The organism is Kribbella sp. NBC_01505, assembly GCF_045040285.1.
Lineage (GTDB): Bacteria > Actinomycetota > Actinomycetes > Propionibacteriales > Kribbellaceae > Kribbella.
In genome coordinates, this window is sequence record NZ_CP109425.1 from 8966688 (window position 1) to 8989491 (window position 22804).

General features: G+C 67.4%; 18 protein-coding genes. 10 read left to right on the top strand and 8 right to left on the bottom strand.

Annotated elements, in window-relative coordinates; genetic code table 11:
- Positions 1-28: 28 nt before the first annotated feature.
- A complete protein-coding gene (locus OG474_RS41935) occupies positions 29-1003 on the bottom strand; it encodes a C39 family peptidase (RefSeq protein WP_405059242.1) in 975 nt (324 codons plus the stop codon).
- A 323-nt stretch (positions 1004-1326) separates the two neighbouring features.
- On the opposite strand from OG474_RS41935, the gene OG474_RS41940 reads away from it, so the two are divergent.
- Positions 1327-5226, top strand: coding sequence for a discoidin domain-containing protein (locus OG474_RS41940; RefSeq protein ID WP_405059243.1), 3900 nt, complete (start codon positions 1327-1329; stop codon positions 5224-5226).
- Positions 5227-5277: 51 nt separating this feature from the next.
- Here the strand turns inward: OG474_RS41940 and OG474_RS41945 are convergent, their stop codons facing one another.
- Positions 5278-5796: a hypothetical protein gene (locus tag OG474_RS41945; RefSeq protein ID WP_405059244.1), complete on the bottom strand. Its 519-nt coding sequence runs from the start codon at positions 5794-5796 to the stop codon at positions 5278-5280.
- Positions 5797-6326: 530 nt separating this feature from the next.
- Between OG474_RS41945 and OG474_RS41950 the strand changes: the two genes are divergently transcribed.
- The 3 genes from OG474_RS41950 to OG474_RS41960 all read left to right on the top strand — a co-directional run bounded on the left by OG474_RS41950 (position 6327) and on the right by OG474_RS41960 (position 11530).
- The gene (locus tag OG474_RS41950; RefSeq protein ID WP_405059245.1) at positions 6327-7727 is read left to right on the top strand and encodes a phosphatase PAP2 family protein; all 1401 of its coding nucleotides are present in this window, start codon (positions 6327-6329) and stop codon (positions 7725-7727) included.
- Positions 7728-7809: 82 nt separating this feature from the next.
- Positions 7810-8841 (top strand): LacI family DNA-binding transcriptional regulator, encoded by a 1032-nt coding sequence (locus tag OG474_RS41955; RefSeq protein WP_405059246.1) that lies wholly within the window; start codon positions 7810-7812, stop codon positions 8839-8841.
- Positions 8842-8851: 10 nt separating this feature from the next.
- On the top strand, positions 8852-11530 hold the full coding sequence (locus OG474_RS41960; RefSeq protein ID WP_405059247.1) for an NPCBM/NEW2 domain-containing protein: 2679 nt from the start codon (positions 8852-8854) through the stop codon (positions 11528-11530).
- A 12-nt stretch (positions 11531-11542) separates the two neighbouring features.
- Here the strand turns inward: OG474_RS41960 and OG474_RS41965 are convergent, their stop codons facing one another.
- Entirely contained in the window at positions 11543-12247 is a 705-nt protein-coding gene (locus OG474_RS41965; RefSeq protein WP_405059248.1) for an SDR family NAD(P)-dependent oxidoreductase, read from the bottom strand.
- Positions 12248-12327: 80 nt separating this feature from the next.
- Here OG474_RS41965 and OG474_RS41970 point away from each other — a divergent pair, with 80 nt between their 5' ends.
- Positions 12328-12687 carry a winged helix-turn-helix transcriptional regulator gene (locus OG474_RS41970; protein WP_405059249.1) on the top strand — a complete coding sequence of 120 codons (360 nt, stop codon included), beginning with the start codon at positions 12328-12330 and terminating at the stop codon, positions 12685-12687.
- 39 nt (positions 12688-12726) lie between these two features.
- Here the strand turns inward: OG474_RS41970 and fusA are convergent, their stop codons facing one another.
- The 4 genes from fusA to OG474_RS41990 form a co-directional block, all read right to left on the bottom strand.
- Positions 12727-14781 carry an elongation factor G gene (gene fusA, locus OG474_RS41975; RefSeq protein ID WP_405059250.1) on the bottom strand — a complete coding sequence of 685 codons (2055 nt, stop codon included), beginning with the start codon at positions 14779-14781 and terminating at the stop codon, positions 12727-12729.
- Positions 14782-15064: 283 nt separating this feature from the next.
- Positions 15065-16633 carry a cellulose binding domain-containing protein gene (locus OG474_RS41980; RefSeq protein WP_405059251.1) on the bottom strand — a complete coding sequence of 523 codons (1569 nt, stop codon included), beginning with the start codon at positions 16631-16633 and terminating at the stop codon, positions 15065-15067.
- A gap of 69 nt (positions 16634-16702) precedes the next feature.
- On the bottom strand, positions 16703-17632 hold the full coding sequence (locus OG474_RS41985; protein ID WP_405059252.1) for an NADP-dependent oxidoreductase: 930 nt from the start codon (positions 17630-17632) through the stop codon (positions 16703-16705).
- 16 nt (positions 17633-17648) lie between these two features.
- Positions 17649-18242 carry a TetR/AcrR family transcriptional regulator gene (locus OG474_RS41990; protein WP_405059253.1) on the bottom strand — a complete coding sequence of 198 codons (594 nt, stop codon included), beginning with the start codon at positions 18240-18242 and terminating at the stop codon, positions 17649-17651.
- A 132-nt stretch (positions 18243-18374) separates the two neighbouring features.
- Between OG474_RS41990 and OG474_RS41995 the strand changes: the two genes are divergently transcribed.
- The 3 genes from OG474_RS41995 to OG474_RS42005 all read left to right on the top strand — a co-directional run bounded on the left by OG474_RS41995 (position 18375) and on the right by OG474_RS42005 (position 20566).
- The gene (locus tag OG474_RS41995) at positions 18375-18869 is read left to right on the top strand and encodes a SigE family RNA polymerase sigma factor (protein WP_405059254.1); all 495 of its coding nucleotides are present in this window, start codon (positions 18375-18377) and stop codon (positions 18867-18869) included.
- Complete coding sequence (locus OG474_RS42000; protein ID WP_405059255.1) at positions 18866-19741, top strand: hypothetical protein; 876 nt, start codon at positions 18866-18868, stop codon at positions 19739-19741. Before OG474_RS41995 ends, OG474_RS42000 begins: the two co-directional genes overlap by 4 nt.
- Positions 19742-19864: 123 nt before the next feature.
- Positions 19865-20566, top strand: a complete 702-nt coding sequence (locus tag OG474_RS42005) for a GAF and ANTAR domain-containing protein (RefSeq protein WP_405059256.1) — start codon at positions 19865-19867, stop codon at positions 20564-20566.
- A gap of 1 nt (position 20567) precedes the next feature.
- On the opposite strand, the gene OG474_RS42010 is transcribed toward OG474_RS42005, so the two are convergent.
- Positions 20568-21266: a GAF and ANTAR domain-containing protein gene (locus OG474_RS42010; RefSeq protein WP_405059257.1), complete on the bottom strand. Its 699-nt coding sequence runs from the start codon at positions 21264-21266 to the stop codon at positions 20568-20570.
- A gap of 67 nt (positions 21267-21333) precedes the next feature.
- Between OG474_RS42010 and OG474_RS42015 the strand changes: the two genes are divergently transcribed.
- Both OG474_RS42015 and OG474_RS42020 read left to right on the top strand, forming a co-directional pair.
- On the top strand, positions 21334-21696 hold the full coding sequence (locus OG474_RS42015) for a hypothetical protein (protein WP_405059258.1): 363 nt from the start codon (positions 21334-21336) through the stop codon (positions 21694-21696).
- Positions 21697-21888: 192 nt separating this feature from the next.
- On the top strand, positions 21889-22803 hold the full coding sequence (locus OG474_RS42020) for a helix-turn-helix domain-containing protein (protein WP_405059259.1): 915 nt from the start codon (positions 21889-21891) through the stop codon (positions 22801-22803).
- The last annotated feature ends 1 nt before the right edge of the window (position 22804 follow it).

The following is a 22804-nucleotide window of genomic DNA, read 5'->3' on the forward strand; positions in this document are numbered from 1 at the left end:
GGAGAACTGTCCCACGCCGCCGGTCCGGCTACAGGCCGATGTTCTGGAACTGGTTGGCGAGGGTGGCGTTGAGCATGGCCGAGGCCGGGATGTTCTTCGGGCCGTCGGTGATGTTGCCGCTGCTGTTGAAGCGGCGTTCGTTGAAGACCTCGAAGATCCCGATCGTGCCGGCCGACTTGTTGTAGCCGCGACCGACCTGGAAGTGGCCGCTGTGGTCGAAGGCGAGGTACGGGAAGTACCGCTTCAGCAGCTGCGGGTGCTCGATGATCGGGGCCGGGCTGCCGTCACCGAGGTGACTCTGGTGCACATCGAGGAACTTCGCGGACGTCCAGCTCGACACGCTCTGGACGATGTAGGCACCGGCCGCCACGTCCCAGTCGGTCTTCACATTGGTCTGCTGGACCATCGCGGTGATCGAGGTGCCGGAGGTCGTCGTCCCGAGGTCCGAGGCCCACGACGTCTGGGTGTCCTTCTGCGCGTCGTCGGCCCAGTCGATCGACTGGAAGGTCGCCGGGCCACACCAGTAGCCCTTCTCCTGCTCGGTCGCGTAGCCGGCCATGATGTATTTGGAGTCCGGTGCCGCCTCGACCTGGGCAGCAGCCCCGGCACTCAGAGACCGGGCTTTGTCGCGCCCGTCCCAGGCGGATCGCAACTCGGCGAGCTCCGCATCGAGCCGCATTGCCTTCGGCATCGCGGAACGCGCCGCCGCGAACTGCGCCGGAGACTGCGCACCGGTCGCATTCTCGCCAACCGCCGCTTCTTTACCCATTTGGGCGGCACTGGGGGCGTGATCGACGAATCCGAAGCCGAGGCAGTAGGTCAGCTCCTCGAGCCCGAAGCAACGAAACGGGCTGTCGTCGGAGGTGGGCGCATTCACCTGCGCGACCACGTCGTTCCAGCTGTGGGCCGTCGGCAACGATGCGGCGACGGCCGGTACGGCGGGTGTCATCAGCGCGCCTATTCCGAGGAATACGGAAACAACGCGGACAGTAATAGTGGGCATGGGCGGACTTCCGTTCACTGGGGCGGTAGTGAAGTTATGTGCGCACGCGGGAACAGTACGTCCGCTCCCCCATCGGATGGTAGGGCTTGGGAAACTTTTTTCGGTCGAATACATTCCGTCGCCGAATTCTGCCGACCAGGTTGTGATCATCCGATGCTGGAGAGATCCGACCTCTCGCCGGTCCGCGGCGAGGTCTTGCCGGGGCGCGTGCCAGCGGTCTAGCCTCCCTCCAATCGTTAAGAAACTTTCCTATCAGTTGTCCGTTTATCAGGAAAGCGCTTCCCGCATCACTTCCTCCATCGCCCCTTCAGGAGGCCCTTGTCATGCCCTCTACCAATCAGCGCAGGCGACTCGCCGCTACCGGCGCGCTAGCCCTGCTCGCCGGGCTGCTGACCACCGTGTCCGGCGCCGTACCGCTATCACCTGCCGCCGCGGCGGCGACGATTCCAGATCTGACCAGCGCGAACCGACGCGCACCCATCGCCGGCCTGCCCGACTGGAGCAAGGCGGGCTACCGAGGCGGCGCCCCGCTCCCCGGTCCTGCCGACATCAACCCCGACGCGAAGTGTCAGGTGACCGCCGAAGAACTCACCTCCCAGTACGGCGTTCGCGCCGACGGCAGTGACGCGACCAGCGGGCTGCAGGCGGCGATCGACGCGATCCGGACGCAATGCACCCCGTCGGCCGGGTACAACAAGCTCTCGCAGATCACCTTGCCGGAGGGACGGCTCACGGTCACCCGGCAGCTCGGTCTCGACGCCAGCTACCTGGTCATCAAGGGCGCCGGTCAGGGGCGGACCGTCCTGGTCTTCCGCCCGGACACCAACACCCGGTACGACAAGCTCACCGCCGACGGCAGTGACTGGGACGAGGACGGGATGACGTGGGGCGACTCCGGCAAGGGCGGCTGGACGTGGCCCGGCCGCGGGCTGCTCCGGGTCCAGAGCCGTGAGGTCGCACCCAAGTACGCCTCCGACTACGCCTCGGCGCCGGCGAACCGCAAGGACATCTTCGAAGGCAGCATCAACCAGCACTGGGCCAGCGGCGTCCCGCTGCGCGCAGGCTCGGCCATCGGCACCACCCAGATCAAGCTGGCGACGAACGCGAACATGGCGCTCTTCAAGGCCGGCAACTACCTCTGGGTCGGCGCGGCGAACACAGCGAAGTTCTACCAGCAGCAGACCGTCACCGACGCGTCGAAGTACATGAATCTGCACATGCGCCAGCAGATCTTCCAGATCGCCGCGGTCGACACCGCCGGGCGCAACCTGACGATCGACAAACCCCTCGAGTACGACGTGCCGTTGAACTCGACCGCGGACGGCTCGGCGGCGATCGGCGGCACCGTCTATCCGAGCCGGGTGACACCGCTCAAGCCGGTCCTCGGCGTCGGGATCGAGGACCTGACGATCACCCAGGACATGACCGGGATGCCGAAGCTGGGCGGCGGGACCTACAACCTGGACAAGGCCGACGCCGTCCACAACTACGGCAACATGGCTCCGGAGTACGAGATGCACGGCATCGTGCTGAAGTGGGCCATCAACACCTGGATCCGGCGGGTCGGGACCGAGATGACCGGATCGCACCCGATCGTCACCGAGTCCGCGAAGAACATCCAGGTCCAGGAGTCTCACCTGGACGGCTCGTGGAACAAGGGCAAGGGCGGCAACGGCTACCTGCGCGGCTCCCGGGTCTGGGACTCGCTCTACGCCTACAACACGACCCGGAACCTGCGGCACTTCACCTTCCAGTGGTCCGCGTCGGACAACGTGGCCATCGGCAACGACTTCGACTCCGACCTGAACGTGCACGGCGGCTGGGAACGGCGCAACCTGTTCGAGAACAACACGGTCAAGGTTCCGTTCGAACACTCGTCGAAGAACTGCACGAGCAACTGCGGCGACGAGGGCGGTGACATTCCGGACGACTCGACCTGGTGGCCGATCTGGTGGGCCGCAGGTCCGAAGGCGGTCAAGTGGTCCGGTTCCAGCGGTCCGCAGAACGTCGTCTACAACAACGCCCTCACCAAGCAGACCACGGAGAACGGCTCGTACCAGAGCTACTACCCCGACCGCCAGCGGATCTACCAGTTCGGTAGCAGCTCGGCCGACCCGAGCAAGTTCCAGCACCTCGCCGTGAACGGCGTGACCATCCCCGACTGGGCCAGCCGAGAGACGGTCGACTACACCGTGCCGAACGGCGGCGTCAACGCATCCCGCACCGATGCGTCAGGCTCGCTGTTCCTCCGGAGCCCGGGCGGCGGAGATCCCGACGACACGACCGCGCCCAGCACGCCATCCGGTCTGCGAGTCACCTCGACGACGTCGAGCAGCGCGGCCCTGACCTGGACCGCATCGACGGACGCCGTCGGCGTGACCGGGTACGACGTACTGCGCAACGGAACGGTTGTCGGAACCAGCACCGGTACCACCTACACCGACACAGGTCTGACCGCAGCCACCACGTACTCGTACACCGTCCGCGCGAAGGATGCCGCTGGCAACCAGTCGGCCGCAAGCACCGCTGTCAGCGCGACCACGCAACCCGGCGGCGGAACTGAGACCCTGCTCTCCCGCGGCAAGCCGGCCACCGCATCCTCGTCCGAGAGCAGCACCTTCGCAGCGGCGAAGGCCGTCGACGGTGTGGCCACCACCCGCTGGGCATCGGTGGAAGGCGCGGATCCCCAGTGGATCCAGGTCGACCTCGGCGCATCCGCGAACCTGACCCGGGTGAAACTCAACTGGGAGGCTGCCTACGGCAAGGCGTACCAGGTCCAGCTCTCGGCGGACGGCACCAACTGGTCGAACGCCTTCACCACAACGACCGGCAACGGCGGCACCGACGAGATCCCGGTGACCGGAACCGCCCGGTACGTGCGGATCAACGGCACCGCCCGCGGTACGGCGTACGGGTATTCACTGTTCGAGTTCGAGGTCTACGGGACGATCGTCGGCGGCGGTGGGGACACCACGGCACCGAGCGTTCCGGGCGGACTGCGCAGCACCGGTACGACGTCGTCCAGCGCCTCACTGGCCTGGAACGCGGCCACCGACAATGTCGGGGTCACCGGCTACGTCGTCTCCCGCAACGGTGAGCCGGTCGCCACCGTCACAGGCACCACCCACACCGATAGCGGACTGTCCGCCTCGACGAGTTACTCGTACGTCGTCCGCGCGAAGGATGCCGCTGGCAACCAATCGGGCCCGAGTACCGCGATCACCGTAGCGACCCCTGGCGGTGGCGGCGGGTCCACGGTCGACGTCTCAACGGCCGCGCAGCTTCAGACGGCGCTGGCGAACGCGCAATCCGGCCAGACGATCCGGCTCGCGGCCGGCCAGTACCACGGCGCCTTCTTCACCCAGCGAGCCGGAACCGCGTCAGCTCCGATCACGCTCACCGGCCCGGCGTCCGCCGTACTGATCAATGACGGACCGTCCGGTGACGCGCCGGACTGCCCGGCTCCGACACCCGGCTGGGATTCGGGGTACGGGCTGTGGCTGTTCGGAGCGCCGTACTGGAAGCTGACCGGCTTCACCGTGCAGGACTCGAAGAAGGGGATCGTGCTCGACAACTCGCATCACGTGACCATCGACGGTGTCTCGGTCCACCGCACCGATGAAGAGGGTGTGCACTTCCGCCGCTCGTCAGCGGACGGCGTGATCAAGAACTCCACCGTCACCGACGCGGGTCTGGTGCAGAAGGGCTACGGCGAGGGTGTCTACATCGGCTCGGCCGGATCCAACTGGGGCTGCCACGGCAACACCGGCGGCGTGGACAAGTCCGATCGCGTGCAGGTGCTCGACAACCACATCGGCCCGAACATCGCCGCTGAGCCGATCGACGTCAAGGAAGGAACGACCGGCGGGATCATCCGCGGCAACACCTTCAACGGCCGCGGCATCTCGGGCGAGAACTCGGCCGACTCGTGGATCGACGTGAAGGGTTTCAAGTACGTCATCGAGAACAACACCGGGACCTTCTCCTCCCCCGGCACGTTCGCGAACGGCTACGAGACGCACAACCCCTCCACCAGCCCGTCGTTCCCGAACGGCTGCGGCAACGTCTGGCGGAACAACGCGTCCGACCTCGGTGGCGTCGGCAAGTACGCCATCAACATCACCTCGGCCTCCAAGTGCACCGCCGACCCCAACGTCGTCTACGCCTCCAACACCGTCAAGAACGCTCAAACAGGCCTGACCAACATCCCAGTCACGCCCTGAACCCCGTCTCCGCTGCCGGGCGCTCCTCACGCCCGGCAGCGGACCTTCCGATCAGCAGGGAGCAGCGGTCAGCTTGAGGGTGTAGATCGGGTTCCAGTTGATTTCGTTGGATCCCGTGCCGGCGGCCATGCAACCGAGGGACTGGCCCGCGGAACCGTAGGCACGGAACGCGGCGCCGCCGGTCTGGTAGTTGCGATACTCGCCGATGCCGGTCCAGTTGCTGAGCGTGTAGGTGCCGTAGTTGTAGAACTTGAAGAAGTAGCCGCCGCCGCCGATGGCGATGACGACAGCGCAGGCGTAGCCGGTCGGGCAGTTCACCTGCTGTCCGGATGGTACGAACTGCCGCGAGACGGCCGGTGAGGTCGTCGGGACCGCAGCCGGGGCGAAGCCAGAGCCGGCCCCGGGGCTGCCGAGTATCGTCAGCTGGGTCGAGCCGTCCGCAAGTGGCTCGGCCTTGATCCAGGACTGCTCGGCCGGGCCTGGCTGGGCGAGCGCGACGGGGGCGGTGGTCAGCGTGATCAGCGCGGCGGTCACCAGGCCGAGCGTGGTCACGATGCGTCGTGTGCTCATGATGCGGTCCTCCGGAGAGAGATGCTCACCGCCCTGCGCGGTGGGCGGGCAGTTTCCGATGGTGGTCCACCGCAATGAAATTCTGATGACACGCTGAGTCACGCACGTGAGCAGTCGTGGGTGTGGATCCCCCTCGAACGTGGTCAGTGCTTCTTCGACTGTGCACTCGGTCGTCGGACCGGGGGCAGTCCACCGAGCCGGGCCGTCGAAGACAGCCAGGAAGTTGATCAGCCGCCCGCCGTCCAGGCCGTCGTTCCCGAGTACGACGGTCCCGGCTCGTCGGTGACCCAGCGCCGAGTCCCAGGCGGTCGAGCAGCCGGTTCGCGTTCGCCGACAGCGCGACCGCCGCCCCGATCGCACGCAGCTCGGCCGCCTGCTCGTAGACCTCGGCCTCGATGCCGCGCTCCCGCAGCGCCAGCCCCAGCGTCAGACCACCAATTCCCCCACCAACCACCGCAACCCTCACAGATCCTTTATAGCCGCTCTGCACTGAATCCGGAGTAGCTTCCCGGCGGCTATGCTGCGTCCTCGTGGAGTCAACTGGGGTGCGGAAGTACAAGTTGCCGATAGCACTCATGTTGGCCTTCGTCGCGCTGTACGTGATCGCGGTGTGTACGCCGTTCGGCCAGGCCTTCGAGGACTCCCTGCTTCGGGGGGACAGCAACGAGACGTGGGTCGGCGCGATCCAGTACTCGATCGGCCCGCCGCCCCTGCGGGGTGAGGAGCTCACCTTCTTCGTGGGCGTCGCGCTGATCGCGCTCGCCGCTGCCAGGGGCAGACGCTGGTGGCTGGTGGCCGCCGGCGTGTTCACGCCGGTCGCGGCCGCGGCCGCCACGTTCATCCTGAATCGGTACGCCCTGCCCCGGCCGAACTTCAGCGGTACGCCGGAGGGGCTGACCGAGACCAGTTTTCCCAGCGGACATGTCGCCATCACGGCCGGTGTGGTCGCCGGCGCGATCCTCGTCTCGGGTCCGCGAGCACGTCGGTACGTCACCGCGGTCGGTGTCCTCTGGCTCGCCTTCATCGCGGCCGCCGTACAGAATCTCGGCTGGCACCGAGCCAGCGATGCTCTCGGCGCCACCCTCCTCGCCTGCATCGCCTACGCGGTCGCCGTCCGATCGATGCCCACCGCAACGAGGCCGGCCGAGGCCCCGAACGCTCCAGGTCTGGTGCTCGGGCTCGCGGTCGTCGGCGCCGTCCTGGGTGCGGGCCGGAGCGGCTACGGCCTCGAGGGGATCCCGCTCGCGCTGATCGGCATCGCCTGCGCGGTCCTGCTGTGGTTCACAGTTGCACAAAGCACCCGAGCCGTCGGCTCCGTCCTGGCGATCACGATGGTGCTCGCAGTCGTGTCATCGCTCGGCGTCCACTACTGGCGCGATCACTCGCCGGTGCACGTCGACGCCGCGCCCCAGTCCACGATGATCACCAAGCCAGGGACCACGGGCAAGGGAATCACCTACGGCCAGGCGAACGCGAAGTCGCGGATCGACATCTACTTCTGGTTCGACGACGCGAACGCCGCACGGTTCGAGCAGAAGAACGGCAGCACGCTCGATGCTCTGCTCCAGGACGGTACCGCGACCGTCACCTACTGGCCGCTGAACCCGAACGAGGCGCGCCCCGAGGTGGCCGACCTGTTCGCCGCCGCTGCCGCTGCCGGCAAGGGCCGCAGCTTCCTGCGAAGCTACTTCGGCGACTTCGCCAAGGCCTGGACCGACGAACAGCTCATTCAGCTCGGCGACAAACTCGGCATGCCGGAAGGCCTGTTCGCCGGCGAGCTGAAGTCCAAGAGCTACGCCGGTTGGCTGGCCGGCCTCACCGACGAGTCCAACCAGCACTCGCTCGTCAATGCCCCGTCGGTGCTGGTGAACGGCAAGGAACTGCTCAGTGACGACATCACGCCGTTCATGCTCAAATCCGCGGCCGGTTAGCCGTCCAGGTCTTGCCAGGGTGGATCGCGGGCCCTACGGTTTGTCATCGATGCGCATCGATAACTCACCGTAGGGATCTCCGATGAAGCCGTACACCGCCGCGGACGTCGCCCGGATCGCGGGAGTCTCGCAAAGCACGGTCTCGTACGTGCTCAGCGGGCGCCGGCCGATCTCGGACGACACCCGGCGTCGTGTCCAGGAGGTGATCGAACAGCTCACCTACGAGCCCAATCACGGAGCGCAGGCCTTGGCCGGCCAGGAGACCCGGGTGATCGGCCTGGTGGTGCCGTTCGACACCGCCGCCGACAAGGCCGGCCTGCTTCCGTTCATCGACACCATCGCCACGAACCTTCGCGAGAAGGACTACGACCTGCTCCTGATCACCTCTCGCGAGGGTCCGCAGGGGCTCAGCCGGATCGCCGGTCGCCGGCTGTGTGACGGGATCATCCTGATGGACGTCAAGGCGTTCGAGGACGACCGCATCGACGTTGCCGCGGCGCTCGGCGTACCGGTGGTGATGATCGGGGTTCCCGACGAGCCTGCGGGACTGACCTGTGTCGACCTCGACTTCGAGGGCGCCGCCCGACTCGTGATCGACGAGTTCGCCGACACCGGGCACGATCAGGTTGTCGTCGTCGGCTATCCCGCGGCGATGACGGAGGTGGGCCTGAACTTCGTTCACCGGCTCACCACGACGGCGCGGGCCCAGGCGACGGACCGCGGTCTGAAGTACTCGGAGATTTCGCCGATCGAGTTCGGGCGCGCCGGCGCACGCTCGGCGGTGGAGCAGCTCCAGGCGATGCACTCGCCGTACGAGCGTCTTGGGGTGTTTCTCGCCGGAAGCCATTCACTCGACCAGCTCGTACCGATGCTCATCGCGGCCGGCCTCGCGCCCGGGGCGCAGCTCTCGTTGATCGCCCTCGCAACGGATGACGCTGCCGCGGATGCCGACCCGCCGGTCTCGAACGTGGCGTTGGATCCACACCAGGTCTCATTGCGCGCCATGCAGACACTCTTCGAATTGCTCGCCCAATGCAGCCGCGGCGAAGGACGCGTCGAGCTCGTGCCGACCCACCTCACCCGCCGCGCGACCGTGATGGCTCCGCGCAGCTAGAGGAGTTCCAATGCACCCCGCCACATCCCCTGCCTGGTTGCGGGCTCGTCAGGTCGTCGTGACAAGCCTGCTGACCTTCGCGCTCCTGACCCCACCCGCCCACGCGATCGCCGCCGTACCAGCAGACGGCCCGCACGAGCTCACGGATCGCGCCGGAACGAAGACGACCTGGACGGTGCCAGTGACCTCCGAACAGAAGAGCATCGTCATCTCCAGTTCCAGTGCCAAGCTGGTCGATACCTTCAACTGGGCGAAGTGGCGGGCGCGGCAACACGTCCAGACCGGCAAGCACGGGCCGATCGATGTCGAGGGACCCGTTCCGCCGAATGCGAAGCAGGCCGACTACATCCCGTCGTACTGGGCCGGCTATGCCCACCGGACCGCCTTCTACATCCGCGACTACGCGCACCAATCCTCCGGCGCGCACCTGCTCGGCCTCGACCAGGAGAACAGGTCCATGCTCGAGGCGTACGCGAAGACCTCGACGGAGGCCCGTGACTGGTATCCGTTGTGGGCGCTCAACTTCGACGGCAGCCCGTACTTCGTCGACCATCCCAGCGAGTCGTACTTCGTTCGCGAGGTGCCCGCGGTCTTCGAACTGGTCGACAAGGCCGCCGAGCAGTACCGCTGGACCGGCGACGCCTCCTACCTGAACGACCCGACGCTCTGGAGCTTCTACACCAAGGCCGTCACCGAGTTCATCACCCGGCACGACCAGCAACTTCCGAACGGAGTCGCGGAGGGCACCGGACGGGGAATCTGGTACGGCGCCGCGAGTTACAACGAGCGCTCCGACGCCCAGATGGTCGAAGCCGGTGACGGCATCGCCGCTCAGTACCAGGCCTTTCGCGGGTACGCCGAGCTTGCCCGGGCCCGCGGCGACAAGTCGGTGGCCAAACAGTTCGAGAAGCGGGCCGGCGAGCTGTTCGAGTACTTCAACACCGAATGGGGAGTCGCGCCCGGGGCGTGGGAGTACGCGCGCGGACGCAACCCCGACGGCTCGCAGGTCGCCGGCTGGGGCCAGGAGAACTCGATGTTCATGGCCTACGACGACATCATCGATCCCAACAGCCGCAAGACCGACGACTTCCTCGACTACCTGTACCAGCAGTACTCCGAACGGCCGCCGTCGAACATCGAGTCGAGCACGTACGTGCCTGACGTGCTCTTCGCGTACGGCCGGTCCGAGCAGGCGTGGTCGTGGATGAACAACGTCATCATCGACCAGCTGGACAAGCCCCATGAGGTCGTCCAGCAAGGTACCAACGGCGACTACCCCGAGGTGCCCTTCACGCTGGTGTCACAGACGGTCGAGGGTCTGGCCGGCATCGTTCCCGACGCACCCTCGCATGCGGTCTCGACGCTGTCGCGGCTACCGAAGGAGATCGGCTGGCTGGATCTGGACCACGTCATGGTCGGCGCGCACGACCTGGACGTACGCCACGACGGCACCACCAGAACGACCGTGACGCACAACGCCGGGCCGCGGCCGTTGAAGACCACCATCAGCTTCTACGGCGGCTACGCCAAGATCAAGGTGAACGGAAAGCAGGTCACCGCGGACCACACCCTGCAGCGCGGGAAGTCAGTCAGCTCCGTCACCGTCTCGGTTCCGCCGGGCGGAAAGGTCGCCGCTGAAGCGGTAGGGCCGGACGACCAGAAGCGCTGGGGCGACGCGATGACGACCCACCCCGCCGACTTCGAGCTCCTCGCCCCCGCGGATGGCGCCGATCGCATCGAGCCCCGCAATCCGGTGCTGCAGTGGAGCAAGTCGAACAACGCGACCGAGTACGTCGTTACCGTGGCTCGCGATTCGCTGCTCAAGGACGTCGTACGGCGTTGGACCGTGAAAGGTACCGCGGCCGCAGTCAAGGGTCTGGTGGCTGGTCGCCAGTACTACTGGTCCGTGACGGCGGTGAACGCACGCACTGGACAGCAACTGCCACTGCGCTCCGGACCGCGTTCCTTCCGAACGATGCCCGCCGCCGCACCCGCAGCGCCGTCGAGTCTGCATGCCTACAGATCCGGCGACCGAGTCGCCTTGACCTGGAAGAGCGCACCCGATGCACTCACCACCACTGTGGAGAGATCCCGGGCCGGCTCCGGCGATTTCGAAATCGTCGCACCGTCCGTGACCGGCGATGGCTGGGTCGACCTCGACGCGGCCGGCGGCACCTGGCTGTACCGGGTCAGCTCCGGCAACGAGCGCGGAAAGGGGCCGTCGGCAACCACCGGCGAGACCCCCATGCCGGCCGACCTCAAAGCCTCGGCCCTGGCCGATCGCGCCTGGGAGTCGGCAAGCATCGGCTGGGGAGAGGTGACCAAGAACCGTTCGGTCTCCGGAGGACCGATCTCCCTGGCGGGCGTCGAGTACGCCACGGGCATCGGAACACATGCCGCGTCGGAGATCGTCTACCAGCTCAGATCGGATGATGTGCGATTCTCCGCGCTCGTCGGCGTTGACGACTTCCAGCGCGGGTCGGCGTACTCGTCCGTCGTCTTCGAGGTGGAAGCGGACGGCAAGGTCGTCTACCGCTCCCCCGTTCTCCGCGGCGACTCCGCGCCACAGCAGCTCGACCTCGACGTACTGGGCGTCCAGAAGCTGCTGCTCCGCGTCACCGACGCCGGCGACGGCAACAACTCCGACCACGCGGACTGGGCGAACGCCGTACTCCATCAACTGCCCTAGACATCAACTGCCCTAGCCGGATTTGTGGCGGGCGCCGCCCTCGACGTGGATCGTCTCGCCGGAGACGAAGCCGGCCCGGAGGAGCCACATCACCGCGTCGACGACGTCCTCGGTCTCGCCGTGGCGTCCGACGAGGGTGCCTGCCGCGCTCTTGCTCAGCAACCCGGTCTTGTTGTCGCCAAGGCGATCCCAGGCGCCGGAGTCCACGACACCAGGCGAGATGGCGTTGACTCGCACCGGGGCGAGATCTGCCGCCAGGTGGCGCGCGGCGAACTCGACCGCACCGTTCGTGATCCCCTTGACCAGCGAGCCCGGGCCGGGCCGCCAGCCGACGACTCCGGAGAACATCACCATCGATCCGGTCGGCCGTAGTACCGGAGCGAAGTGCTTGGCGACCAGCAGCGGGCCGATCACCTTCGCAGTGAACGCGGCCAGCAGTTCGTCGCGATCCAGTTCCGTCGCGCGTACGTCGTGTGGCGCCGAACCGGTCGTCACCAGGTGATCGATTCCGTCCTTCAGCCGCTCGGCCGCGGCCGCGATCGTCGACTCGTCCTGCAGATCGATCCGCAGCGCGGTGGCGCCGATCTCAGCTGCCAGTACGTCGGCCGCCGCCAGATCACGCGCACCGACGACCACGTCGTACCCGTCCTTCACTGCCCGCCGTGCTACGGCCGCGCCGAGCGCCCGCGCACCGCCGATGACCAGGATCCGCTCCATCTGTGTCACTCCCTCTCGTAGGATCGGGTGTAACGGTATGGATTTGATACCGGTATCTTCAACGGAACCGGAGAGCACCCATGGGCAAGGCCTACAACGTGATGGCGGCGACCTGCCCCAGCCGCACCGTGCTGCACCGCATCGGCGCGCGCTGGACCGTGTTCGTCGTCAACGCCCTGGACGACGGGCCGCGCCGCTTCACCGAACTGAAGGCGCACATCCAGGGCATCACCCCGAAGGTGCTGACCGAGACCCTGCGATCGCTGGAGGCCGACGGCCTGATCAGCCGGCGCGAGTACGACGAGAACCCCCCGCGCGTCGAGTACGCCCTGACGCCTCTGGGCCGCTCCCTGCTCGTGCCGCTCCGCGCCGTACGGATCTGGGCCGAACAACACGTCCCCGACATCGAGGCGGCCCGAGCCCGCGTCCCCGGAACCTGAACAGACCCCGCCGGGCGGGGCGGGGTCTGTCGGTCGGCGCTATCGGGCCGGTGCCGGGACGTAGCCGGTGGGTCGGGTCGTGAAAGTTCCACGACCCTGCGTCCGACTGCGCAACTGCGTTGCATAGCCGAACAACTCGGCCAGCGGGACGGTGGCAACGATCACCATCGTGCCCGGCCGCGCCGTCGAACCCGAGATCTGGCCACGTCGTGCTGCCAGGTCACCGAGTACGCCGCCCATCGCATCCTCAGGCACCGTCGCCGTGACCTCGGCGACCGGTTCCAGGAGCACCATCGCACTGGCGCGGAGCGCTGCCCGGAGACCGAGCCGGCCCGCCGTACGGAAGGCCAACTCCGAGGAGTCCTTCGAATGGGTTGCACCATCGGTCAGCGTGACCCGCACACCGGTCACCCGGTGCCCGCCGAGGGGTCCCTCGAGCAGAGCATCCCGGCAGCCTGCCTCGACTGCGCGGACATACTCCTGCGGAACCCGGCCACCGACGACGACCGACCGGAACACGAAGTCCTCCGTACTGTCGTCATCCAGCGGCTCGACGTCGAGCGTGATCTGGGCGAACTGACCGGCGCCGCCGTCCTGCTTGACGTGCCGATACACCTGCCCCGACACGCCACGCACGACTGTCTCGCGGTAGGTGACCTGCGGGCGGCCGACTCCGACCTCCAGCCCGTGGGCGCGGCGTACCTTCTCCACCGCGACCTCGAGATGCAGCTCACCCATCCCCGACAGCAACGTCTGGCCGGTCTCGGAATCGGTCCGGACCGTCAGCGAGGGGTCCTCCTCGACCAGTCGCGTCAGTGCGGACGCGAGCCGATCGGTATCGGAACTCTTGCGGGCCTCGACCGCCACGGACACGACCGGGTCGGTCGCGACCGGCGGCTCGAGAACCAACGGTGCTGACGGCGCACACAGGGTGGCGCCGCTTCGGGCGGACTTGGGCCCGACGACCGCGACGATGTCGCCGGCAACTGCCTGCGGCACCTCCGCGTGCTGGTCGGCCTGGACGCGCAGGATCCGGCTGATCCGTTCCGTGCGTCCCGCGCCTGCGTCCACGACCGTTTCTCCCTTCCGAATTGTTCCCGAATAGACCCGCAGGTACGTCAGCCGCCCGGTGGCGGTCGAGTTGACCTTGAACACCAGCGCCGCGAACGGCGCGGCCGGATCGGCAACCCGCTCCTGCAGGGCACCGTTCGCCGTACCGGTCACCGCCGGCACCTCTGCCGGCGAAGGCAGATAGGCGACCACGGCATCCAGCAGCGGCTCGATACCGCGGTTGCGGTACGCCGAACCGCACAGCACCACGACGCCCGTACCTGAATGGGTCAAGTCGCGCAATGCGGCAGCCAGCGTCTCCGCGGACACCGTTGACCGCGCATAGAACTCGTCCAGCGCGACCGGGTGCAGCTCAGCAACGGCCTCCTCGAGCAGCCGACGCCTTCGCTTCGCCTGTTCCACAAGGGCATCCGGAACCTGGCACTCCACGAAGTCGCCGTCGTTCCAGACATACGCCCGCATCGTGATCAGGTCGATCACTCCGCTGAACTCAGCCTCCGCTCCGATCGGCATCTGCACCACCAGCGGCGTCACGTGCAACCGCTCGCGGATCGAGTCCACCGCCGCGTCGAGGTCGGCGCCCGCCCGGTCCATCTTGTTGACGAACGCGATCCGCGGCACCCCATGGCGATCGGCCTGTCGCCAGACCGACTCGCTCTGCGGTTCCACGCCAGCCACGGCGTCGAACAACGCGACCGCACCGTCGAGCACCCGCAGTGAACGCTCCACCTCGTCGGAGAAGTCGACGTGGCCCGGGGTGTCGATCAGGTTGATCGAGTGCCCGTCCCAGTCGCAGCTCACGGCCGCGGCGAAGATCGTGATGCCACGATCGCGTTCCTGCGGGTCGAAGTCGGTGACGGTGGTGCCGTCGTGGACCTCGCCGCGCTTGTGTGTGGTGCCGGTCAAATACAGGATCCGCTCGGTGACGGTGGTCTTGCCGGCGTCCACATGGGCGAGGATGCCGACGTTGCGCAGGCCGGACAGCGGGTGGTTCTGTTGTCGGAGATCAAGGTTGGTACGCATGGCCGATGGCCTTTCGGATGATCCGGATCGGAACAGCGCGATTCGCCGACGAACCGGCCCGCCGAAAGGCTGGATCAGTTCGTCGCGGACAGCAGCCGACCGCGCAGCCGGCAGCTGGGCTCCGGAGACACCAGGATCACGTCGTACCGTGACCGGGGAGCACCCACAGCGATGCGGTATCGCACGGCCGGGCTCCCTTCAGTCGGTCAAAAGGCCATGGCGGCCTTCGGTTCGCTCCAAGGGTAGATGGCCCGGCAAGACCGGGCCACCCGATTTCTGCGGATCAGCCGGTGTAGCCCGCGAAGATCTGACTGAACTGGTACGGCGTCTGCGGGACGTTCGTGCAGTTGACGAGCGAGCCGTTGCAGGCGTTGCGGTCCCGGGTCATCTCCCAGAAGGACAGCATGCCGAGGTGTTTGGTGCGGGCGAAGTTCACCAGCTGGGTGGAGTGGGTCTGGTTGAACGTGCCGCCGTCGTCGTTGCGGCCGAGCATCGGCGTGACGCCGACCTTGAGCCAGGCCTGCGCATCGGTGAGGGCCGGCCAGAGTGACTTGATCTGGTTGAACGTGCTCTGCGCGGCCTGGACCGCGAAGTCGCCATAGTTGCCGGAGGCACGGTTGTAGTCCATCGCCATGATGTTCACGACGTCGAGGTTGATGCCGTTGTCGCGGGCGGACTTGAGGACCGCGAACCCGTTCCCGTCGAGGCCCTCGGGCAGCACCGGCAGGGTCAGCGAGATCTTCAGGCCGGGCCGGTTGCTCTGCAGGATGGAGAGCGCTTGGGAACGCCGGGCGATCGAGGCCGGGTCTGCTGCCGCGCCACCTTCGATGTCGAGGTCGAGGTAGCGCAGCTGGTAGGCGTCGACGACCGCCTGGTACTCGGCCGCGGTCGCCTGTGCGGTCGGGCAGACCTGGGCCAGCTCGCTACCGGCCGCGCCGCCGAAGGAGATCTTCACGTCGCCACCGCGGGCGCGGATCGCATCGATCTGGTCTTTGCCCCAGGCCGTGCGGGGATCGTAGGCGCCGAACCAGCTCGCCTTGCAGCCACCACTACCAGTGATGAATCCGAGCGTGAACGAGCGCAGGTTGCCGGCAGAGGCCATCGCGGTCAGCGACGGCGTCGGCCAAGCACCCATATCGACGTACGGCGCAACTGGCATGAGCGATCCGGCCGGGCCGGAGACGGTGGTCGCGGTGACTGTGTTGCCAGCGGCCGACGAGTTCCCGGCGGCATCACGTGCCCGAACCGCGAACGTGTACGTCGTTCCCGGGTTGAGCCCGCCGACCGTGCCGGTGGTCCCGTCGGTCGTGATCAGTACGGCGCTGCCGGAGTAAACGTCGTACCCGGTGACGCCGATGTTGTCCGTGGAGGCGTTCCAGGCCAGCGACACCGTGCTGGTGCTCGTACCGGTCACCCGGACGTTGCCAGGCGCGGTCGGCGCGCTGGTGTCGCCCGCACTGCCGGCGCAGAGACCGCCGTTGACCCGGCAGTTCGCCGGCCGCGCGGGGCCCTTGGCGATGAACCCGAAGGTGGCGGACTGACCGGCCGCCAGCGGCGCGTTCCAGCTCGCGTTCCCCGCGACGATGTGATTCCCGGTGCGGGTCACGACCGAGTCCCAGGAGCTGGTGATGTTGGTTCCGGCCGCGAGATCGAACTCGACCCGCCAGGTGCTGATGGTGGCCGCGGTCCCGTTGGTGACCGTGTAGGCGGCTTGGAAGTTGCCGTCCCACTCACCGGTCAACGCGTACGTCGCGGTCACCGACCCGGCCGCCGTCGCCGGCGGCGCGACGGCGAACGGCGCCAGCAGGAGGGCGAGGAGACAGAGCAGGACACGTGATCTGGGGCGGATCATGAAGGCCTCCGGGCAGCTGTTCAAATATTAAGCAGCAATCTTCTCTAAAGAAGGTTTCCAGTCAAGAGCTCAGTCGAAAGCGAGGACGGAACGCCCGCGGGCACCGCGCCGTTCGAGACCACGATGCGCATCGGCGGCCTTGGCGACCGGCAGCTCTCCGGCACTACGGAAGGTCAGTACGCCGGCCCCGGCGAGAGCTGCGACCCGGTCGAGCTGAACCGCGTTCTCGGCGTACTGGTAGATGAAGATCGGGGCCACCCGGATCCGGTCGGAGCCGTCGCCTTCGTAGCCGCTGAGGCTGACGGCGATGCCGTCGTCCTTGACCGCATCGAGTACGGCGGCCTCCAGCCGGGCGGTGTCGACCAGCCCGTCGACGCCATCTGGGTGGTGCTGCCGCACGGCCGTGGAGAAGCCCTCGCCACGCGGCACGATCTCGTCGGCCCCGCAGGAACGGACGAAGTCCTGGTCCCGCTCGGACGCATCGGCGATCACGACCAGACCTGCGTGCTTCGCCAGCTGGACGAAGTACCCGCCCACTGTCCCCGCGGCACCGGTGACCGCGACCGTCGACCCGGCCGGCAGCGCCAGCGTGTCGAGTGCGAGCTGGGCGGTCAGGCCGTTCATCGGAAGCGTCGCGGCCTGGGCCGCGGTCAACCCGGCGGGGATCTTGGCCACGGACCGAGCCGGTACGACGAGGTCCGCCCGGTAGCCGCCATGCTCGCCCGCGGGAACGACGATCGCCATCACGGCGTCGCCGACCGCCAGCGGCCGATCGACGTCCGGGCCGATCTCGGTCACGACGCCCGCGACCTCCATCCCGGGGACCCGCACCGGGTCCGTCCCGGCCGGCCGCGAGCGCATCATCGCGTCGACCGGGTTCACCGTGGCATGCGTGACCCGGATCCTGACGTCTCCCGCTCCGAGTGGTTCGGCAGGGAGATCGAGTACGACGAGTGCATCCGGGCCGCCAGGCTCGGTCACCCCGATTGCTTGGACCATGATTCTGTTCCTTGTCTCAGTGATTGCGCAGGCCGTCGAGCAGCAGCGTGCAGACGGCATCAAGTTCGTTCTCGATGCCGTCGTTCAACCACTCCCCCGCGAAGGCGATGTGGGTGAACCGGGACGTTGCGTGGAAGATCGTTCGGGCAGTAGCCGCCGCGTCGGATGTCGCGAACGTGCCGTCCGCGGCGCCGGCCGCGACGATCGAGGTCAGCTGGCCGAGCAGGTCGGCGACGTGGTCGACGGCCACCTCGGCCTGCGTACTGGCGAGCAGTACATAGGCACCGAACAGCTCCGGATCCTCGCGAAGCTTGGCCTGCTTCACCGTCAGTACGGCGTGCAGCCAGCCGCGCAGCCGATCCGCCGGAGACAGCTTGTTGTCGTCGGCAACTACCGCCAGCGCCTCCCGGTCGCGGCCGAGCCAGCGCTTGGCCACCGCCTCCCGCAGCGCCTGCTTCGACGCGAAGTGCTTGTACACAGCGGCATGGCTGACCCCGAGCACTCGCGCGACGTCGACGACGCTGGTCTTCTCCGGCCCGTGCCGACGCAGGATCTGCTCGGTCGCGGCGAGGATCGCTTCCGGGTCCAGTGGTCTGCGAGCCTGCTCCATACCCCTGACGGTAGGCAGCTGGGTTACAGATGTCAACTTTTGTAACCTGAAACCAAGATTCTCTCCACGCTGGATGCAACCAACTTCCGGCCCGCGGGCGTGTCTAACCCGGTATCGAGGATGGGGGAACAGATGAGTGATCGGGACGCCGCGTTCGAGGAGTACTTCGCGGCCCGGTCCGGCGCCATGCGCGGCACGGCATACCTGCTGTGTGGCGACTGGCATCGAGCGGAAGACCTGGTGCAGCAGACGTTCACGAAGATCTACCTGGCGTGGCGCCGGATCGAGCGGCGTGAGGCGATGGACAGCTACACCAGGCAGACCCTCGTCCGGACGTTCCTGTCCGAGCGGCGCCGGGGGTGGTTCCGGAACGAATCGGTCGGGTCACCGCCGGGCGAGCTACCGGTTCCGTCGGCCGATCTCGCCGACGAGCGGATCGTGCTGCTGGAGGCACTCGTGCAGGTGCCGCCACGGCAACGCGCCGTACTGGTCCTTCGGTACTGGGAGGACATGTCAGTCGAGCAGACCGCCACATTGCTCGACTGCTCGACCGGAAACATCAAGAGCCAGGCCGCGCGCGGATTGGCGACGCTCCGCGGCCTACTGGAACAGGAGAAAGTCCGATGAACGAAGAGGATCTCAAAGAGGCCCTGCAGGACGCGATGGTGCGCAGCAGCCCACCCACGTCGATGGATCCCGCCAGCGCCCTCGAACAGGCCCGCCTGGTGCGCAAGCGCCGCCGTACGGCGTGGGCCGCGGTCGCCGGCGTGACCTTGGCGGTTGGCGCCCTGGCCGGGCCCACGCTGATCATCAACCTCACCAGCAACGCGTCGGACCAGATGGTGGCCGGCGGCCCGAGCGGCCTCCCCAGCTCAACGGCGCCGGCGGATACGCCCAAGCCGGCCTCGACCATCCTGCCGTCGACGCGGAAGTCCGAGGACCCGTGGCCGGAAGGCCAGTCGGACCGTACGGCGACCACGGGCCCGCGCGCGGACCGGTCGGTGACGCTGATGCGGGACCTGAGTTCCGCCGTACCGGCAGGTTTCACCACACCGGACCTGAAGTACGAGGACGGCCGCTCGATGCGCTGGCCGCAGACGCAGTACGCGTCCGGTGACGGCGAGCCGGCCCGTTGGGACTACATGGCCACCATCCCGGTGCAGAAGGACAAGCAGGTCGGTCAGTTGCTGGTGCTGTCGACCACACCCGACGGCAAGCCCGCTGGAGACGTGTGCGAGCTGGCCCAGCAGTTCTGGGGCGGGAAGGGCACGTGCGCGGTCGTTGACGTCGCCGGCAAGAAGGTCGGCGTGGTGACGACCAAGGGCCAGGACAGCTACGACAGCTGGGCCGCCTACCGGTACGACGACGGCACTGTCGTCACACTCGCGCAGGCCAAGAAGACCGACGACTCCAGTCGACCGGCGCTCAAGCAGCCGATCTTCACCGCCGGCCAGCTGGCCGAGCAGGTCACGTCGGAGAAGTTCAAGATCAGCAACTGATCAAGGTGGGCTGTGCCGGAGGGCGCGGGGTGGGTGGGCTTGGTCGGTGGGCATCGGGCAGGATAGTGCCGGGTTGCTCCGGAAGGTGGGTGGCTGCCGCCGCCAGGCGTGTGGAGCTTCGCCATGTCCGTGGACTTCTCGTCAGCTGAGGCCTTTGCCCGGCTGGCCTCCGAACTGCAGACCGTCGACGGGATCGAGGAAACCGTCGAGGCGGTCGTCCAGTTCGCGTTGCAAGCGCTGTCGTGCCAGTTCGCTTCGGTCGTGCTGATCGCACAGGGACGGCGGCCGGAGGTGCTGGCCTCGACCGACCCGGGGCTTGCCGAGCTCTACCGGGAGCAGATCGACACCGGGGATGGGCCGCTGCTGACCGCCATCCTCAATGGCACGGTCGTCCACATGCCCGACGTACCGAACGAGACCAGATGGTCGCCGGAACTGATCGGCCGGCTCACTGTGGCGGGGATCCAGAGCGCTCTGCATCTCCCTCTCACTGTGTCCGGCCGGTCGCACGCGGTTCTCAACGTGTACGGCGCGGCCGCGTTCACCACGGACGACCTGGCCGTCGCCCACATCCTGGCTCGGCATGCCGCGGTCGCGATCGCCTCGGCGCGCCATCAGCAGACGATGCTGCAAGCCGTCGACGCCCGGAAGCTGGTCGGCCAGGCGATGGGCATCCTGATGGAGCGGTACGACCTCGACGGCGACCGGGCCTTCGAGGTGTTGCGGCGCTACTCCCAGGACAACAACCGCAAACTGCGCGACGTCGCCCAGGAACTCATCGACACCCGCAAACTCCCCGGCCACGGCCGATCCCCGGCGAAGTAGCTCAACCGGCGCCGACGCCCTGTTCACCGCGGACCTCGGCCTCGTCGACAAGCTCCGCGGAGATGCGATGAAGCTTCACGTTGCGCTGCTGCGACAGGCGGGCGAGAAAGGCGAACGCCCGCTGATCGGTCAGCGTGTACCGCTCCATCAGGATGCCGATCGCCTGCCCGATGGTCCGGCGGGTGCGCAGCGCGTCCTGCAGGTTGTGGATCTCCCGGGCATACCCGATCGCCATCGCCGACTGATGGGTGAACAGCGCACCGACCGCTCCCAGATCCTCGAACGAGCCCACGGTGGTCGAGTACAAGTTCAATGCCCCCTGCGACGTCGGTGCATCGAAGAGACGCAGGCCGGCCTGAGCACGAATCCCGGCCGCGACCGCACTAGCGGCGTACCGCGGAAACCTCGGGTCGGCGGCCAGATCCGGCGACAGGATGTGCTCGCCCTCCGTCGCCGCGTCGTAACAGGGACCTTCCCGCAGCTCGTACTGCGCCGCGTCCACACCCCAAAGGATGTCGCTGGTCGGGGCGACCGTCTCGACCTTCCCGTCGCTGTGCTTCACCGTGATGCTCGCGTACTCGACCTCCGGCAGTACCTCGACCGCGGCCGCCGTGATCCGGCTCAGCGTGTGGTCCAGATCGCCGGGCGTCAGCGACCGCGACAATCGCTCGGTCGCCTGCAGAAGTCCTGTCGCATCCATAGCGGCTCAGTACCCGATCGCACCCCCACCGAAGCAACCCGGGTTCCGAGTGGGTACCGAGACTGGCATGCACCCTTATACCCTCGGCGATGAGTGGATCAGCACCCTCGGGATCGATGCGGCGCGGACCGCTCTCAATGCCTATATCCAGTCACAGAGCGGCAGACTCCAGCCGTCGCCGGACTCGACCATCCGCGTGCGGTTCGGGTCGAGGGTGACGCTCCGGTTCTGGGGCTTTCTTGCCGACGACCACACCCTGCCGATGACGTTGCAGCTGACCCTGGCCGAAGACGGGCCGGGCACCCGCGTCAACGCCCAACTCGAGAGTGACGAGGGCTGGTACCTGTTCAGACTCGATCTGATGCGTCGGAGATACGACACGGAGTTTCGAGCGAAGCTGTTCGCACTGCGTTCGGCCACCAGCGCCTGAACCGCCGTACAGAGGTCGGTCGCGTGCGCTGAATTCGCAACGCACGCGACCTGAGCAACCACCTTCCGCGCGCGGCTGTTGGTCGCCTGCCTGCCCGGTGCCCCAGACCTCTCATGGCAATCGCCGTACGGATCATTACAGTGAGCAAAGGCGATCAAGACTCCTTCGGCCGCGGATCGGCAGGATCTAGACATGGACTCGGCAGACTTGTTCGTGACTCTGGTGGATGTCGTCGGCGCAAGCCTCGACGACGCATCCGCCTCCGGGGCCGAGCTGGCGCGCCGGCTGCACCTCTCACGCTTCCACTGCGACCGGATCGCGACCGCGGTGGCGGGCGAGACCCCGATCGCCCTGCGACGACGATTGCTACTGGAGCGAGCGGCGTACCAGCTGGCCGGCACCGACCGCGGCATCCTCGACATCGCGATCGACGCCGGCTTCGGTTCGCACGAGGCATTCACGCGAGCGTTCTCCCGCTCGTACGGGACGACGCCCAAACAGTGGCGCCGGCAGCCGACACACCCGTTCTTCCTCGAGGCACCGAGCGGAGTCCATTTCCATCCACCGGCAGGCCTGCGTCTGCCGGCCCGACGAAAGGTCACCAGCATGGACATCGTCACCGGCCTCGCCGAACACCACGTGAGTCTGCTCGGCGAACTGATCGACCGCGCCCGCGACATCTCCCCCGACATCCTCGACGGCCCCATCCCCGCCCCCGACCTGGACGAACCGCCAGTCACACCAAGGCGAATGCTCGACCGGATGGTCTGGCAGCTGGAGATGTGGCTGGCCGCCGTCGCCGCCGAACCGTTCGAGTTCCCCGAGAGCGGCCGCGCAGTCTCGCTCGGCCAACTCCGCGACCGCTACGAGGTAGCAGGCCCCCGCTTCCTCGCCCTGGTCCGCCGAGTCAGCACCGAGAACACCTTCGACGAAACCTTCGTCGACTCCACCTGCACCCCGCCCAAAGTATCCAGCTACGGCAGCATGATCGCCCACGTCCTCACCTTCGCCGCCGTACGCCGAACCCTCGTCGTCGACGCCTTCCGCAAAGCCGGCATGACCGACCTCGGCTACGGCGACCCGGCCCCGTTCCTAGCAAGGTCCTGAC